Origin of the sequence: Burkholderia sp. Ac-20379 (assembly GCF_017104645.1) — a bacterium.
Classification (GTDB): domain Bacteria; phylum Pseudomonadota; class Gammaproteobacteria; order Burkholderiales; family Burkholderiaceae; genus Burkholderia.
In genome coordinates this window covers 1-16,138 of sequence record NZ_JAAGPF010000062.1, presented here as the reverse complement: position 1 = coordinate 16,138, position 16,138 = coordinate 1, and the positions used below count along the sequence as shown (strand labels likewise).

At 67.9% G+C, this 16,138-nt stretch carries 10 protein-coding genes; 7 read left to right on the top strand and 3 right to left on the bottom strand.

The window, feature by feature from the left end; genetic code table 11:
• Window positions 1-344 precede the first annotated feature (344 nt).
• The 5 genes from G3N92_RS11230 to G3N92_RS11210 all read left to right on the top strand — a co-directional run bounded on the left by G3N92_RS11230 (window position 345) and on the right by G3N92_RS11210 (window position 10,214).
• The gene (locus G3N92_RS11230) at window positions 345-1,166 is read left to right on the top strand and encodes an IclR family transcriptional regulator (protein ID WP_339385890.1); all 822 of its coding nucleotides are present in this window, start codon (window positions 345-347) and stop codon (window positions 1,164-1,166) included.
• Window positions 1,167-1,450: 284 nt separating this feature from the next.
• Window positions 1,451-2,812, top strand: a complete 1,362-nt coding sequence (locus tag G3N92_RS11225) for an MdtA/MuxA family multidrug efflux RND transporter periplasmic adaptor subunit (RefSeq protein WP_206127543.1) — start codon at window positions 1,451-1,453, stop codon at window positions 2,810-2,812.
• A gap of 22 nt (window positions 2,813-2,834) precedes the next feature.
• Window positions 2,835-5,963 (top strand): MdtB/MuxB family multidrug efflux RND transporter permease subunit, encoded by a 3,129-nt coding sequence (locus G3N92_RS11220; RefSeq protein WP_206127542.1) that lies wholly within the window; start codon window positions 2,835-2,837, stop codon window positions 5,961-5,963.
• A gap of 3 nt (window positions 5,964-5,966) precedes the next feature.
• Complete coding sequence (locus tag G3N92_RS11215; RefSeq protein ID WP_206127541.1) at window positions 5,967-9,296, top strand: efflux RND transporter permease subunit; 3,330 nt, start codon at window positions 5,967-5,969, stop codon at window positions 9,294-9,296.
• A gap of 288 nt (window positions 9,297-9,584) precedes the next feature.
• Window positions 9,585-10,214: an NAD(P)H-binding protein gene (locus tag G3N92_RS11210; protein ID WP_206127540.1), complete on the top strand. Its 630-nt coding sequence runs from the start codon at window positions 9,585-9,587 to the stop codon at window positions 10,212-10,214.
• Between the two features lie 85 nt (window positions 10,215-10,299).
• Here G3N92_RS11210 and G3N92_RS11205 read toward each other — a convergent pair whose 3' ends face one another.
• Complete coding sequence (locus tag G3N92_RS11205) at window positions 10,300-10,848, bottom strand: peroxiredoxin (protein ID WP_206127539.1); 549 nt, start codon at window positions 10,846-10,848, stop codon at window positions 10,300-10,302.
• Between the two features lie 280 nt (window positions 10,849-11,128).
• Here G3N92_RS11205 and cdpA point away from each other — a divergent pair, with 280 nt between their 5' ends.
• Together cdpA and G3N92_RS11195 are read left to right on the top strand one after the other, a co-directional pair.
• On the top strand, window positions 11,129-12,880 hold the full coding sequence (gene cdpA, locus G3N92_RS11200; RefSeq protein ID WP_206127538.1) for a cyclic di-GMP phosphodiesterase CdpA: 1,752 nt from the start codon (window positions 11,129-11,131) through the stop codon (window positions 12,878-12,880).
• Between the two features lie 21 nt (window positions 12,881-12,901).
• Window positions 12,902-14,434 carry an HDOD domain-containing protein gene (locus G3N92_RS11195; protein WP_206127537.1) on the top strand — a complete coding sequence of 511 codons (1,533 nt, stop codon included), beginning with the start codon at window positions 12,902-12,904 and terminating at the stop codon, window positions 14,432-14,434.
• Between the two features lie 103 nt (window positions 14,435-14,537).
• Here the strand turns inward: G3N92_RS11195 and G3N92_RS11190 are convergent, their stop codons facing one another.
• Both G3N92_RS11190 and G3N92_RS11185 read right to left on the bottom strand, forming a co-directional pair.
• Window positions 14,538-15,335, bottom strand: a complete 798-nt coding sequence (locus G3N92_RS11190; protein WP_206127536.1) for an ABC transporter substrate-binding protein — start codon at window positions 15,333-15,335, stop codon at window positions 14,538-14,540.
• 158 nt (window positions 15,336-15,493) lie between these two features.
• A partial coding sequence (locus tag G3N92_RS11185) for a succinylglutamate desuccinylase (protein ID WP_206127535.1) occupies window positions 15,494-16,138 on the bottom strand: 645 nt, incomplete at its 5' end.

Here is a 16,138-nt window from a genome sequence, read left to right as displayed (position 1 = left end):
AAAAAAGCGCCTCGGGTGACCGAGGCGCTTAAAAAGTTCTAGCCATTCCGAGGGCCGTGCTAGAACCTGAGAGACTGCATCGAAACATCGTTATCGGTAAAACTGACGAAACGTTGTTTCGAAATTCAGGCACATTTTTTCCGTTTCCCGATCCCAAGTCAAGAGAAAAATACGGCGCAATTGTGAATTTTGCGACACAAGCTTGGGAGAAAACCCTGAAAAACCGGGGACATCCAACACTCTGTCATCGCATGATACGTTGTCGGTAAAACATGCACGGTTCGATATTTGTCGTACGATTTCTGTAAATATGAAATTTTGTTTCAGAAAAGTGAGAGGTCTTCGTGTCGACAATGAGTAACGCGGCAAGCGCCGCAAAAGATCGGGAATCGTCGACGGATGAGATTTCGGCACTCGCCAGAGGGCTCGCCGTACTGCGCTGCGTGGCCGCCGCCGATGCGCCGGTCAGCAACCGCGAACTGACAGAAATAACAGGTATCCCCAAACCGACCGTCTCGCGCATCACTGCCACCCTCGTCAGCGCCGGTTTCCTGTTCCGGCTGCCCGACAGCGAACGCTTCGTGCTGACCGCCGCGGTGCTCGAACTGAGCAACGGCTTCCTGCGCAACTTCGACATCCGCGCCCGCTCGCGTCCGTTCCTGATCGAGCTGGCCGAGCGCACCTCGCTGTCGGTTCACCTCGCCGTGCGCGACCGGCTCGACATGGTCGCGATCGACGTGATCCGGCCGCGCTCGGCGGTGCTCGTCACGCGGCTCGAAGTGGGCTCGCGGATGGACATCGCCCGCACCGCCGTGGGCCGCGCCTATCTGGCCGCGCTGGAGGACGGCGAGCGCCGCGAGCTGGTGGGCGCGCTGCAGACCGCCCACGGCGACGACTGGCCGCTGGTGCTGGCCCGGCTCGACGCCGCGCTCGACGACACCCGGCGCAACGGCTATGCGATCGCGATCGGCGAATGGCGCGACGGCCTGAACGCGGTCGCGGCCGGCTTCGTCGGCCCGTCGGGCCAGCGCTACGCCGTCAACTGCGGCGGCGCGGCCCAGCAGCATTCGGCCGAGGCGCTGCTCGAGACGGCCGTGCCGGCCCTGCTCGACTGCGTGGCCAGGATCGCCCGCGAGATCGGCGGATCGACCGCCCCGCGCCGCTAGCCGCCCGGCCGGAACGCCGCGCCGAACGCGGCAAAGCGCCGGCCGGATCGTCATGCGCGCGTCACGCGTGCGTCACCGGCGCGTCATCGCGATATACAAGTGGTTACCCCAGTAAACCGTTGAAAGAAAGTTCGCTAGACGATCGCCCGGGTCGCACGTAGCATCATGCAACCTCGCGCCCGCATGGGCGCTCCGCTCTTTCGCCGTCCCAGCGGCCCGCCCCGGCGGCGGGTCCCGCGCGGCGCCTCCCACGCCCGCTCACGCCAGCGTCAGTCAGATCGAACATGAACAATCCGGAATCGCAAACGCCTCGCTCCCCTGCTCCCCCGCCGCACGATCCGGCGCCGCGCAAGCGCCGCCCGATCGCGATCGGGATCGCCGCGCTCGTCGTGATCGGCGGCGCGCTGCTGTGGTGGCATCCGTGGAAGAAAGCCGACGCGCCCGCCAACGGCCAGGCCGCCGGCCACAGCGGCGGACGCCGCCACGGCGGCCCGGCCGATTTCGCCAACCAGCCGCAACCGGTGCAGGTGGCCACCGCCGCCAGCGGCGAGATGCCGATCGTGCTGTCCGCGCTCGGCACCGTCACGCCGCTGGCCAACGTGACGGTCAAGACTCAACTGTCCGGTTATCTGCAGTCGGTGAATTTCACCGAAGGCCAGATGGTCAAGAAGGGCGACCTGCTCGCGCAGATCGATCCGCGCCCGTACCAGGTCTCGCTCGAAACCGCGCAGGGCACACTCGCGCGCGATCAGGCGCTGCTCGCCACCGCGCGGCTCGATCTGCAGCGCTATCAAACCCTGCTCTCGCAGGATTCGATCTCGAAGCAGCAGACCGATACCCAGGCCTCGCTCGTCAAACAATACGAAGGCACCGTCAAGACCGATCAGGCCTCGATCGATTCGGCCAAGCTGAACCTGACCTACGCGCGCATCACGGCGCCGGTGTCGGGCCGCGTGGGCCTGCGTCAGGTGGATGCCGGCAACTACGTGACGTCGGGCGACACCAACGGCATCGTCGTGATCACGCAGCTGCAGCCGATGAGCGTGCTGTTCACCACCTCGGAAGACAACCTCCCGCAGATCCTCAAACAGGTCAACGCGGGCCAGACGCTGTCGGTCACGGCCTACAACCGCAACAACACGGTGCCGCTCGAGGCCGGTTCGCTCGAAACGCTCGACAACCAGGTGGACACCACCACCGGCACCGTGAAGCTGCGCGCCACGTTCGCGAACAAGAACAACCTGCTGTTCCCGAATCAGTTCGTCAACACGCGCCTCCTGGTCGACACGCTGCGCAACGCCGTGATCGTGCCGACCGCCGCCGTGCAGACGGGCTCGATCGGCCAGTTCGTCTATATCGTCAAGCCGGACAACACCGTCACGGTGCGCAAGGTCAAGCCGGGCCCGGTGGACGGCGAGCGCACCAGCATCGCCGACGGCGTGAAGGTGGGCGAGCGCGTGGTGACGGACGGCGTCGACCGCCTGCGCGAAGGCTCGAAGATCACGATCCCGGCCGCGCATCCGCAGGGCGCGTCGGGCGCCGCCGCGGCCTCGGGCGCATCCGGCGCGCATGCCCACGGCGCGTCCGGCGCATCGGGCGCCCACGGCCACCGCCATCACGGCGCATCCCAATCCGCCGCGCAATGACGCTCAAGACCACGCCTGATCGATGAATCCATCCCGTCTATTCATTCTTCGCCCGGTCGGCACCGCGCTGCTGATGGCGGCGATCATGCTGGCCGGCCTGGTTTCGCTGCGCTTCCTGCCGCTGGCCGCGCTGCCCGAGGTCGACTATCCGACCATCCAGGTGCAGACGTTCTACCCCGGCGCGAGCCCCGAGGTGATGACCTCGTCGGTCACCGCGCCGCTGGAGCGCCAGTTCGGGCAGATGCCGTCGCTGAACCAGATGTCCTCGCAAAGCTCGGCGGGCGCCTCGGTCATCACGCTGCAGTTCAGCCTCGACCTGCCGCTCGACATCGCCGAACAGGAAGTGCAGGCCGCCATCAACGCGGCCGGCAACCTGCTGCCGTCCGACCTGCCCGCGCCGCCGATCTACGCGAAGGTGAATCCGGCCGACGCGCCGATCCTCACGCTCGCAATCACCTCCAAGACGCTGCCGCTCTCGCAGGTGCAGGACCTGACCGACACGCGCCTCGCGATGAAGATCTCGCAGGTGTCGGGCGTGGGCCTCGTGAGCCTGTCGGGCGGCAACCGGCCGGCGGTGCGGATCCAGGCCAACCCGCTCGCGCTCGCGCAATACGGGCTGAACCTCGACGACCTGCGCACCACCATCTCGAACCTGAACGTCAACACGCCGAAGGGCAACTTCGACGGCCCGACGCGCGCCTACACGATCAACGCCAACGATCAACTGACCAGCGCCGATCAGTACAACACCGCCGTGGTGGCCTACAAGAACGGCCGCCCGGTGATGCTGACCGACGTGGCCAAGGTGATCGCCGGCACCGAGAACACCAAGCTCGGCGCGTGGGTGGATTCGGAACCGGCCATCATCGTCAACGTGCAGCGCCAGCCCGGCGCGAACGTGATCCAGACGGTCGACGCGATCAAGGCGATCCTGCCCAAGCTGCAGGAAACGCTGCCGGCCTCGCTCGACGTGCAGATCGTCACCGACCGCACCACCATGATCCGCGCCGCCGTGCGCGACGTGCAGTTCGAACTCGCGCTGGCCGTGGTGCTGGTGGTGCTGGTGATGTACCTGTTCCTCGCCAACCTCTACGCGACCATCATCCCAAGCCTGTCGGTGCCGCTGTCGCTGATCGGCACGCTGGCCGTGATGTACCTGGCCGGCTTCTCGCTGAACAACCTCTCGCTGATGGCGCTGACCATCGCCACCGGCTTCGTGGTGGACGACGCGATCGTGATGATCGAGAACATCGCGCGCTACGTGGAGGAAGGCGACGGGCCGCTCGAGGCCGCGCTGAAGGGCTCGAAGCAGATCGGCTTCACGATCATCTCGCTGACGGTGTCGCTGATCGCGGTGCTGATCCCGCTGCTGTTCATGGGCGACGTGGTGGGCCGGCTGTTCCACGAGTTCGCGATCACGCTGGCGGTGACCATCGTGATTTCGGCGGTGGTGTCGCTCACGCTGGTGCCGATGATGTGCGCGAAGCTGCTGCGCCACACGCCGCCGATGGGCGAGCACCGCTTCGAGACGCGCGTGCACGTGATGATCGACAAGGTGATCGCGCGCTACGGCACGGCGCTGCGCTGGGTGCTCGAACGCCAGGCGTCCACGCTGATCGTGGCGCTGCTCACGCTGGCGCTGACCGCCCTGCTCTACGTGTTCATTCCGAAGGGCTTCTTCCCGGTGCAGGACACCGGCGTGATCCAGGCCATCACCCAGGCACCGCAGGCGGTGTCCTACGGCTCGATGGCCGAACGCCAGCAGGCGCTGGCCGCGCAGATCCTCAAGAACCCGAACGTGGACGGCCTGACCTCGTTCATCGGCGTGGACGGCTCGAACATCACGCTGAACAGCGGCCGGATGCTGATCAACCTGAAGAACCGCGACGACCGCAGCGAATCGGCCACGCAGATCATCCGCGACCTGCAGCAGCAGGTGTCGAACCTGCCGGGCATCTCGCTCTACATGCAGCCGGTGCAGGATCTGACGATCGATTCGACGGTCAGCCCGACCCAGTACCAGTTCCTGCTGACGAGCCCGAACCCGGACGATTTCGCGACCTGGGTGCCGAAGCTGATGCGCCAGCTCCAGCAGGAGCCGTCGCTGGCGGACGTGGCCACCGACCTGCAGGCCAACGGCAAATCGGTGTACGTCGAGATCGACCGCGCCACCGCCGCGCGTTTCGGCATCACGCCGGCCACCGTCGACAACGCGCTGTACGACGCGTTCGGCCAGCGCATCGTCTCGACCATCTTCACGCAGTCGAACCAGTACCGCGTGATCCTGGAAGCCGAACCGCAGATGCAGCACTACGCCGATTCGCTGAACGGCATCTACCTGCCGTCGGCGGGCGGCGGCCAGGTGCCGCTGTCGTCGATCGCGACGTTCCACGAACGCGCCGCGCCGCTGCTCGTCACCCACCTCGGCCAGTTCCCGGCCGCGACGGTGTCGTTCAACCTCGCGCCGGGCGCCTCGCTCGGCGAGGGCGTCAAGGCGATCGAGGCGGCCGAGAAGGCGATCAACCTGCCCGCCTCGTTCCAGACGCGCTTCCAGGGCGCGGCACTGGCGTTCCAGTCGTCGCTGTCGAACCAGCTGTTCCTGATCCTGGCCGCGATCGTGACGATGTACATCGTGCTCGGCGTGCTGTACGAGAGCTACATCCATCCGATCACGATCCTGTCGACGCTGCCGTCGGCCGGCGTGGGCGCGCTGCTCGCGCTGATCGTCACCGGGCACGACCTGGACATCATCGGCATCATCGGCATCGTGCTGCTGATCGGCATCGTCAAGAAGAACGCGATCATGATGATCGACTTCGCGCTGGAGGCCGAACGCGTGGAGGGCAAATCGCCGCGCGAGGCGATCTACCAGGCCTGCCTGCTGCGCTTCCGGCCGATCCTGATGACCACGCTGGCCGCGCTGCTCGGCGCGGTGCCGCTGATGGTGGGCGCGGGCGCGGGCTCCGAGCTGCGCAAGCCGCTCGGGATCGCGATCGCGGGCGGCCTGATCGTCTCGCAGGTGCTGACGCTGTTCACCACGCCGGTGATCTATCTCGGCTTCGATTCGCTCGCGCGCCGCGTGCGCCGCGCGTTCGAGCGCCGCCGGCCCGCCGCGGGCGACGCCTCCGGCGGCAACGGCACGGGCGCGTAACCGATGAACCTGTCGCGCCTCTTCATCCACCGCCCGATCGCGACCACGCTGCTCGCGCTCGGGATCGCGCTGTCGGGCCTGTTCGCGTTCGCGAAGCTGCCCGTCTCGCCGCTGCCGCAGGTGGATTTCCCGACCATTTCGGTGTCCGCGTCGCTGCCCGGCGCGAGCCCGGAAACGGTGGCGACCAGCGTCACCAGCCCGCTCGAGCGCCATCTCGGCTCGATCGCCGACGTCACCGAGATGACCTCGACCAGCTCGGTCGGCAGCGCGCGGATCATCCTGCAGTTCGGGCTGGACCGCGACATCGACGGCGCCGCGCGCGACGTGCAGGCCGCCATCAACGCGGCCCGCGCCGATCTGCCGGCCAGCCTCAAGAGCAACCCCACCTACAAGAAGGTCAACCCGGCCGATTCGCCGATCATGGTGCTGGCCGTGACCTCCGACACGGCCTCGCCCGCCCGGCTCTACGATTCGGCGTCCACCGTGCTGCAGCAGGCGCTCTCGCAGATCGACGGGATCGGCGAGGTGGACGTGTCCGGTTCGGCCAACCCGGCCGTGCGCATCGAGCTGGAGCCGCAGGCGCTGTTCCACTACGGCATCGGGCTGGAGGACGTGCGCGCGGCGCTGTCGTCGGCCAACGCGAACAGCCCGAAGGGCGCCATCGAGTTCGGCCCGAACCACTATCAGCTCTATACCAACGACCAGGCCTCGCAGGCGTCGCAGTACAAGGATCTGGTGGTGGCCTACCGCAACAGCGCCGCGGTGCGGCTCGACGACGTGGGCAGCGTGGTGGATTCGGTGGAAGACCTGCGCAACATCGGCCTGGCCAACGGCAAGCGCGCGGTGCTGGTGATCCTCTACCGCTCGCCGGGCGCCAACATCATCGACGCGGTGGACCGCGTCAAGGCCGCGCTGCCGCAGCTCACCTCGGGCATGCCGGCCGACGTCAGCGTGGCCCCGGTGATGGACCGCTCGCGCACCATCCGCGCCTCGCTGACCGACACCGAGCACACGCTGCTGATCGCCGTGGGCCTGGTGGTGATGGTGGTGTTCCTGTTCCTGCGCAACTGGCGCGCCACGCTGATCCCGAGCGTGGCCGTGCCGATCTCGATCGTCGGCACGTTCGGCGCGATGTACCTGCTCGGCTTCTCGATCGACAACCTCTCGCTGATGGCGCTGATCGTGGCCACCGGCTTCGTGGTGGACGACGCGATCGTGGTGCTGGAGAACATCTCGCGCCATATCGAGAACGGCAAGACGCCGATGCAGGCCGCGCTCGACGGCGCGCGCGAGGTGGGCTTCACGGTGCTGTCGATCAGCCTCTCGCTGGTGGCCGTGTTCCTGCCGATCCTGCTGATGAGCGGCATCATCGGCCGGCTGTTCCGCGAATTCGCGCTGACGCTGTCGCTGGCGATCTTCGTGTCGCTGCTGGTTTCGCTGACGCTCACGCCGATGATGTGCGCGCGGCTGCTGCCGCCGCACGAAACCGCGCAACGCCAGGAAGGCCGCCTCGGGCGCTGGCTCGAACGCGGCTTCGGGCGGCTGCAGCGCGGCTACGACGGCTCGGTGGTGTGGGCGCTGCGCCATCCGCGCATCATCGTGCTGTCGCTGGTGGCCACCGTCGCGCTGAACGTGCTGCTGTACGTGAAGATCCCGAAGGGCTTCTTCCCGCAGCAGGACACCGGCATGCTGGTCGGCGGCATCCAGGCCGACCAGTCCACCTCGTTCCAGGCGATGAAGGTCAAGTTCACCGAGATGATGCAGATCGTGCGGTCCGATCCGGACGTCGCCACGGTGGCCGGCTTCAGCGGCGGGCGCGCGACCAACGCGGGCTTCATGTTCATCACGCTCAAGGACAAGCCGGGCCGCAAGCTGTCGGCCGACCAGGTGATCGCCCGGCTGCGGCCGCGGCTCGGGCGCGTGGCCGGCGCGCGCACGTTCCTGCAGGCCGCGCAGGATCTGCGCGTGGGCGGGCGGCAATCGAACGCGCAATACCAGTTCACGCTGTTCGGCGATTCGACGGCCGAGCTGTATCAGTGGGGACCGAAGCTGACCGAGGCGCTGCAGAAGCGGCCCGAACTCGCCGACGTCAACTCCGACCAGCAGCAGGGCGGCCTCGAATCGATGGTCACCATCGACCGCGCCACCGCCGCGCGCTTCGGCATCCAGCCCGCGCAGATCGACAACACGCTGTACGACGCGTTCGGCCAGCGCCAGGTGTCGACCATCTACAACCCGCTGAACCAGTACCATGTGGTGATGGAGGTCGCGCCGAAGTACTGGCAGGATCCGGAGATGCTCAAGCAGGTGTACGTCAGCACCACCGGCGGCACCGCGAACGGCGCGGCCACCACCAACGCGACGGCCGGCACGTTCACGGCGGGCACCGCCAGCAGTTCGAGCAGCAGCGCGGGCACCGGCACGGCCGGCACCGGCGCGACGAGCGCGGCGGCGATCGCCTCCGATTCGGCGCGCAACGCGGCGCTGAACTCGATCGCGTCCACCGGCAAATCGAGCGCGTCGTCGGGCGCGGCCGTGTCCACCTCGAAATCGACCATGATCCCGCTCTCGGCGATCGCGAGCTTCGGGCCGGCCACCACGCCGCTGTCGGTCAGCCACCAGGGGCTGTTCGTGGCCACCACCATCTCGTTCAACCTGCCGCCCGGCGTGGCGCTGTCGGACGCCACCCGCGCGATCTACGAAACCATGGCGCAGCTCGGCATGCCGGCCACCATCACCGGCAGCTTCCAGGGCACCGCGCAGGCGTTCCAGTCCGCCTTGCAGGATCAACTGCTGCTGATCGCCGCCGCGATCGCCGCGATCTACATCGTGCTCGGCATGCTGTACGAGAGCTACATCCACCCGGTGACGATCCTCTCTACCCTGCCCTCGGCCGGCGTGGGCGCGCTGCTCGGGCTGCTGCTGTTCAAGACCGAGTTCGGCATCATCGGGCTGATCGGCGTGATTCTGCTGATCGGCATCGTCAAGAAGAACGCGATCATGATGGTGGACTTCGCGATCGATGCGTCGCGCCACGGCAAATCGTCGTTCGACGCGATCCACGAGGCGTGCCGGCTGCGCTTCCGGCCGATCATGATGACCACCATGGCTGCCCTGCTCGGCGCGCTGCCGCTGGCGTTCGGCCACGGCGACGGCGCCGAGCTGCGCGCGCCGCTCGGCATCGCGATCGTCGGCGGGCTGATCGTCTCGCAGGTGCTGACGCTCTACACCACGCCGGTGGTCTATCTGTACATGGACCGGATCCGCGTGGCGGCCGAGCGCCGCCGCGCGCGGCGCAACCCGCCGCCGCAACCGGCCGGCGCGGCCGAATAGGCGTCGCGCCGACGGGCGCCCCCGGGCGGTGCGTCATGCCGCACACGGCGACGGGCCGGGCGATCGATGCCCGGCCCGTCGCCGTTTCGGGGCCGGGTTCGCCGGTCATCGCTTTTTCGTCGGCAATCTGTAAGATGACGAACGATCCATCCCGGCTCGCGATCCACCCCGGCCGATCGGCCGGCGCGCGCCGCGCCCCTGCGGCCGGGGGAGGATTCGGCATACACTGGTGAATCCCGCGCCGGCCGGCCGGGCCAGCCGGCGCAGCGTTATCCAAGGAGCGGTTCCATGTCGATGAAGGTATTGCTGATCGGCGCCAGCGGCCGGACCGGCCATGCGCTCGCGGACCTGCTGCTCAAGCAGCGGGATTTCGAACTGACGGCGCTGGTGCGCCGGCCCGATTTCGCGATGCCGGGCGCGCGCGTGGTGGTGGCGGATCTGAACGCCGATTTCTCGGCCGCGTTCCGCGGCGTCTCGCATGCGATCTTCGCGGCCGGCTCGGCCGAATCGGAAGGCGAGGCGCAGGAAGCCGCGATCGACCGCGACGCGGCCGGCCGCGCGGCCGAGTATGCGAAGGCGCACAACCTGCAGAAGCTCGTGGTGATCAGCTCGCTGACCGCCTACCAGCCGGACGGCGGCCCCGCCGCGCTCGCCCACTACTCGCGCATGAAGCGCGAGGGCGACGACCGGGTGGCCGCCTCGGGCGTCGATTACGTGATCCTGCGCCCCGGCCCGCTGTCGGACGATCCGGGCGTCGGCAAGATCGCGCTGACCGACCGCTGGCAGGACGGCGCCACGCCGGTCGCACGCCAGGACGTGGCCTGGGCCGCCGTCGAGGCGCTCAAGCTCGGCATCTCGCGCAAGATCATCGGCTTCGTCGGCGGCGGCATCGCGATCGAGCAGGCGCTGCGCGCCTGACGCCGCCCCGCCCGGGGCCCGCGCCATGAAAAACGGCGGCCGGAATCCGGCCGCCGTTGTCGTTGACAGCGCGAACGCGCCGCGCTTACTGCCCCTTGTGCGCCGCCGCCCACGCCTTGACCGCGTTCATGGTGTTCTCCACATGCTTGTCCGGCGACATGCTGGTGTACTCGTAGATCACCTTGCCTTCCGGCGAAATCACATAGGAAACCCGGTTCGCGCGATCGACCGCCGGCAGCTTCGCATCGTATTCGCGGATGATCTTCGCGTCCGGATCGGCCGCCACCGGGAATTTGCTGCGGCACTCGCTGACCGAGAACTTCTGCAGCGTGTCGATCTTGTCGGCCGACACGCCGATCACGGTCGCGCCGTACTTTTTATAGTCGTCGACGGCGTCGGCGAACGCGTGGGCCTCGATCGTGCAGCCGGTGGTGAACGCGGCCGGGTAGAAATACAACACCACCGGGCCCTTCTTCAGTTGCGCGTCGAGCGAATAGGAATAGGTCTTGCCGCCCAGCGAGGCCTCGGTCTTGAAGTCCGGCGCGGCGTCGCCGGCCTTCAGCACGGCGTGCGCCGCCAGCGCATGCAGGGCGAGCGCGGCCACCGCGACGCTCGAGAGTATTTTCCGCTTCATTTCGTTCCTCATTTTCAATAAAGTCCAAGATGTTTCCGAATTCGCCCCGATCCGCACGCCAAACATTCCGGCAGGCGAAATGGGGCGGTAGACAAATCCGTACCGCAGACTCGCTAAAGAATCCGAACCGTTAGCCGTTATTGCAACGGAACCACGGGGTTCCAGCCTCACCCAGCCAGCGAGAAACATGGAAGCCATCAGGAACACGTCGCCTCGGAAGAGCGCCTGGCATCACGCCCTACGCGCGCTGCGCCGACTTGCATGGTCCAGCGGCGCGTTGATGCCATCGCGCGCCAATGCACCGCGCGAGGACGACACCGTCCGCAATTGGCTCGAACAGACCGTCGGTCCGGTCGATTTTCTTGCCCATCTCGATCGCGACCTGCGATTCCTTTACGTCTCGGACGCCAGCCTGCGCTTCATCGGCTACCACCGCGACTACCTGCACACGCTGACGCTGCGCGATCTGATTGCCGAGCAGGATACCGCGACGCTCGAAGCGCTGCTCGCCCGCGCGCATCAAACGGGCAACGTGGAAAAAGCCACCGTCTGCATCGTCAAATCGCTGACCTACCCGCTCGACGTGGAACTGCGCGCGGTGCGCAGCCGCCATGCAGGCGTGGACGGGTATGCGATCGCGGCGTTCGACGTGTCGGCCTGGCGCGCGATCGAGACGCGCCTGACCTACGAGATGCATCACGATCCGATGACGGGGCTGGACAACCTGTCGGCGCTGATCCCGGGCCTGATCGAGGCGCAGCGCGTGGCCGACGAGCGCGGCACCTGCGCCGCGCTGCTGCTGCTCGATCTCGACGATTACCAGCGCATCAACCGCGGCCTCGGCTACGACGCCGGCGACACGCTGCTGCGCGACACCGCCCAGCGCCTGAAGGCCGCGATCACCGACGACGAGCAACTCGCCCGCGTGGCCAGCGACAAGTTCGCGATCGTGTTCAGCGCGACGGGCCGGGAGCAGGCTCAGGAGCAAGCGCAAACGTTGGCGCGGCGTTTGCAGGCGGCGATCCAGCCGCCCTACCGCTACGACGGCCAGTCGGTTCACCTGTCGGCCAGCGTCGGCATCGCGCTGTATCCGGACGAACGCACCATCGCCGGCCCGCGCGTCCACGCCCAGCACCACAGCCCGCTGCTGCGCCGCGCCGATCACGCGCTGACCCAGGCGAAATCGCTGGGCGGCAACACGATGGCGTTCCACCAGAGCACGGCCGACCCGACCGACGCCGAGCGTCTCAAGCTCGAATCGGACCTGTACGACGGCGTGCGCAACGGCGAATTCTCGCTGCACTTCCAGCCGATCACCGAAAGCCGCTCGGGCGCGGTGGCCGGCGTGGAGGCGCTGATCCGCTGGCAGCATCCGGTGCTCGGCCTGGTGCCGCCGTCCACCTTCATTCCGCTGGCCGAATCGATCGGGCTGATTCATTACCTCGGCAACTGGGTGTTGAAGGCGGCCTGCATGCAGCTGGTGGCCTGGGACGACCAGGGGCTGGTGCTCGAATACGTGGCCGTGAACGTGTCGCCGCAGCAGTTCCGCGACCCGCGTTTCGTGCAGAGCGTGCGCGAGGCGGTGGCGCTGACCGGCATCAGCCCGCAGCGGATCGTGCTCGAAATCACCGAAAGCCTGCTGATGCAGGATCCGGCCGGCGCCAAGACGCTGCTCGAGGAAATTGCCTCGCTCGGAATCCGTTTCGCGGTGGACGATTTCGGCACCGGCTACTCGAGCCTTGCATATCTACAACGCTTCCCGCTGGCCCGCTTGAAGATCGACCGGAGTTTCGTGGAAAATCTGTTGACGTCGCGCAATGATCGCGCGATTGTGTCGGCCGTCGTCGGACTCGCGCAAACGCTCGATCTCGAACTGGTGGCCGAAGGCGTCGAAACCGAGGCGCAACGCGCGCTGCTGACCGAGATGGGCTGCAATCACATCCAGGGTTGGCTCGTCTGCCGGGCGCTGCCGTCCGACGAACTGGCGCAGCGTTTCGAGGATCGGCTGCTTCACCTGCGCGAACCGGCCTGACGGCCGAGCGTTTTTAATCGTATGACGACATTGACCGAACACCTGCCGAAAGCGGCGCTGCTCGACAAGCTGTGGGCGCGCATGAACGACCGCGGCGATTTTCCGATGCTGTCGGATTCGCTGCGCGCCACCATGGCCGCGATCGATAACGACAACCTCGATTTCTCGGCGCTGGTGCGCGTCGTGCTGTCGGACTTCGCGCTGACGCAGAAGGTGATCCGGCTGGCCAATTCGGCGATGTACATCGCCTTCGGCGGCAACATCACCACCGTCACGCGCGCCCTGATGGTGCTCGGGATCGATGCGGTCGGCCATCTGGTGGTGGGCCTGAAGCTGGTCGACCACTTCCATCAGAGCGCCTCGCAGCGCATCGACGCCAAACTCGAACTGAACCGCGCGCTGCTGTCGGGCTGCGTCGCGCGCCGGCTGACCGAGGACGCCGACCTGCGCGCCGGCGAGGAAGCCGTGGTCTGCACGCTGATGCGGCAGGTCGGCAAGCTGCTGGTGGTCAATTACCTCGACGGCGAATGGGAGGCGATCCGCCACCGCGCCGCCCAGCTCGGCTGCGACGAGGCCACCGCCTGCATCGACGTGCTCGGCGTGAGCTTCGACGAGATCGCCCGCGAGGCGGCCGTGCGCTGGCGCCTGCCCGACGCGATCCGCTTCAGCATCGCGCCCGCGCCGGCCGAGCAGGACGAGGACGGCGACGAGCCCGAAGCCGCCGGCGCGCCGGCGATCCCCGACAGCCCCGGCGACGAGGACGACGCCGAACGCGTGCGCTGGCTGCGCGCCGTCAGCGAATGCGCCACCGAGGTGGCCGCCGCGATGACCGCGCCCGGCGTCACGCCGACGCTGCGCGACACGCGCCTGACCACGCTCGCGCACCGCTTCGGCACCGCGCTCGGCATCGAATCGGATTCCCTCGTCAAGATCGCCCGCGAACTGACCCACGACGAAACCAGCGACACCGTGCTGCGCGAGATCATCGCGCTGCGCAGCAACGCGGCCGCGCTCGAACGCGCCGCGGCCGAGCCGCAGGCCACGCTCGATTCGGGCCTGGCCGACCTGCGGGCGCTGCCGTCCGAGCACCGCCGCGAACCGGTGCTCGCGCTGGCCTCCGAAAGCGTGCTGGCCGGCCTGCGCCTGAGCCGCACCATCATGTTCGTGCGCGGCGACGACGGCACCTTCATCGCCCGGCTCGGCTTCGGCCACGGCATCGAGACGGCGCTGGGCCGGCTGCGCTTCCACGAAACGTTCGAGCCCGACGTGTTCCACCTCGCGATCTCGAACTCGGTCGGCATCTTCATCGAGGACGCGCGCGATCCGAAAATGCTGCGCCGCCTGCCGGCCTGGTATCGCGACGCGTTCCACGACGTGCACGGCTTCGTGCTGCTGCCGGTGCGCAGCGGCAATCATTGCGTCGCCCTGCTCTACGGCGACTGGTCGGGCTCGCAGCAGACGCAGCGGATCGCCCATCGCGAGATGGCCGTGCTCAACAGCATGGGCGCCGAGCTGGCCCGCTTCTTCGCGCCGCCCGAAACCGAATCGCACTGAGCGCGCGCGTTTCCCGCCTCCCGCCGGCCCCGACATGAAAAAACCGGCCGCCCCCTCGCGGGAGCGGCCGGTTTTTCATTGGCCTTGCGGTACGGCCGAGGCGTTACTTCAGCACCACCGGCACGCTGAAATACTTCTTCGCCAGCGTGTCGATCGTGCCGTCGGCCTTCAGCGCCTTCAATGCGCCGTTGATCGCGGCCTGCAGATCGGCGTCGTTCTTGCGCATGCCGAAGCCCACGCCCGAACCGAGGATCTGCGCGTCGACCACGTGATCGCCGGCGAACGCGAAGCCCGCGCCCTGCGGCTTCGACAGGAAGCCCTTGGCGGCGGCTTCGGAATCCTGGAACGTCGCGTCGAGGCGGCCCGACTTCAGATCCTCGTAGGCCAGATCCTGGGTTTGATACGGCACCACTTCCACGCCGGCCGGCGCCCAGCGCGCCTTCGCATACGATTCCTGGATCGTGCCCTGCAGCACGCCCACGCGCTTGCCCTTCAGCGAGGCCGGCGTCGGCAGCAGGCCGCTGCCCTTCTTGGCGATCAGCTGGTTCGGGATCGAATAGATCGGATCGGTGAACGCCACGGCCTTCTTGCGCTGGTCGGTGATCGTCATGTCCGAGTTGATCGCGTCGAACTTGCGCGCCTGCAGGGCCGGGATCAGGCCGTCGAAGTCGTTCTCGACCCACACGCACTTGACCTTGAGCTTCGCGCAGACGGCGTTGCCGACGTCGACGTCGAAACCGGCCAGCTTGCCGTCCGGCGTCTTGTACTCGAACGGCGCATACGAGGCCTCGACGCCGAAGCGGATCTGCTTGAGCTCCGCGGCGTGCGCGCCGGACAGGGTGGACATCGCGGCGGCCGCAGCCACCGCGCATGCGGCCATGTTTCGCCAGTTCAACTTCATCGGAAGGTTCTCCTCGGTAGTCAGGATGGTTTTTTGGCAAACGGCGCGCGCCTTCCTGGGGCAGGCGCCGGATCGGACCCGCGGCCACGCCGCGGCGCGGCCGGAAACGCCGCAAGGGCGCGATTGTACCGCCGCGCGCGAACGCGGCGCCAACTTGTCTAGCCGAGCGCGGCCAGCGTGGCCGTGGTGGTGTCCACCACCATCAGCCCCGCGCGCAGCCCCGGCTTGACCGACGGGTTCGGAAACACGATCCGCTCCTCGTCGTGCGACACCTGGTAGCGATAGCTGCCGTCGCGCGCCACCAGCGTGTCGCGCGGCAGCGGCGTGAAATTCGGCACGTCGTTCGCCACGAACAGCTCGAACGCGTCGCTCTGCTTGGTGATCTGGCCGATCACCGTGAAGATGCGCGGCGGGGCCGGCGGCACGTCGTGCGCGGCGAACGGGGCGCCCGACACGAGCCGGCGCACGGCCGCATCGGCGGCGGCGAAGCGCGTCAGGTCGTTCTGGCCGAACGGCCGCACCTTGCCCAGTTCGAGCGTGCAGGCCAGCGCCCCGCAGGCGCTCGCCGTGAACTGCGAATACGTATTGCCCTTCTCGGTATGCAGCAGCACCGCGGCGACACCGGCGCGGCCGAGCCAGTCGATCATCGCGCGCGCGGGCGGCTCGCCCGTATGCGGCAGCAGCGCGAAGCGCTCGAACGCCGAGGCGCGGATCGCCGTGTGCATGTCGAGATGCCAGCGCGCCTCGCGCACCGCCGGCGCGCCCTCGAAGAAGCGCAGCGCGGCGGCTTCCAGCACCGCGGC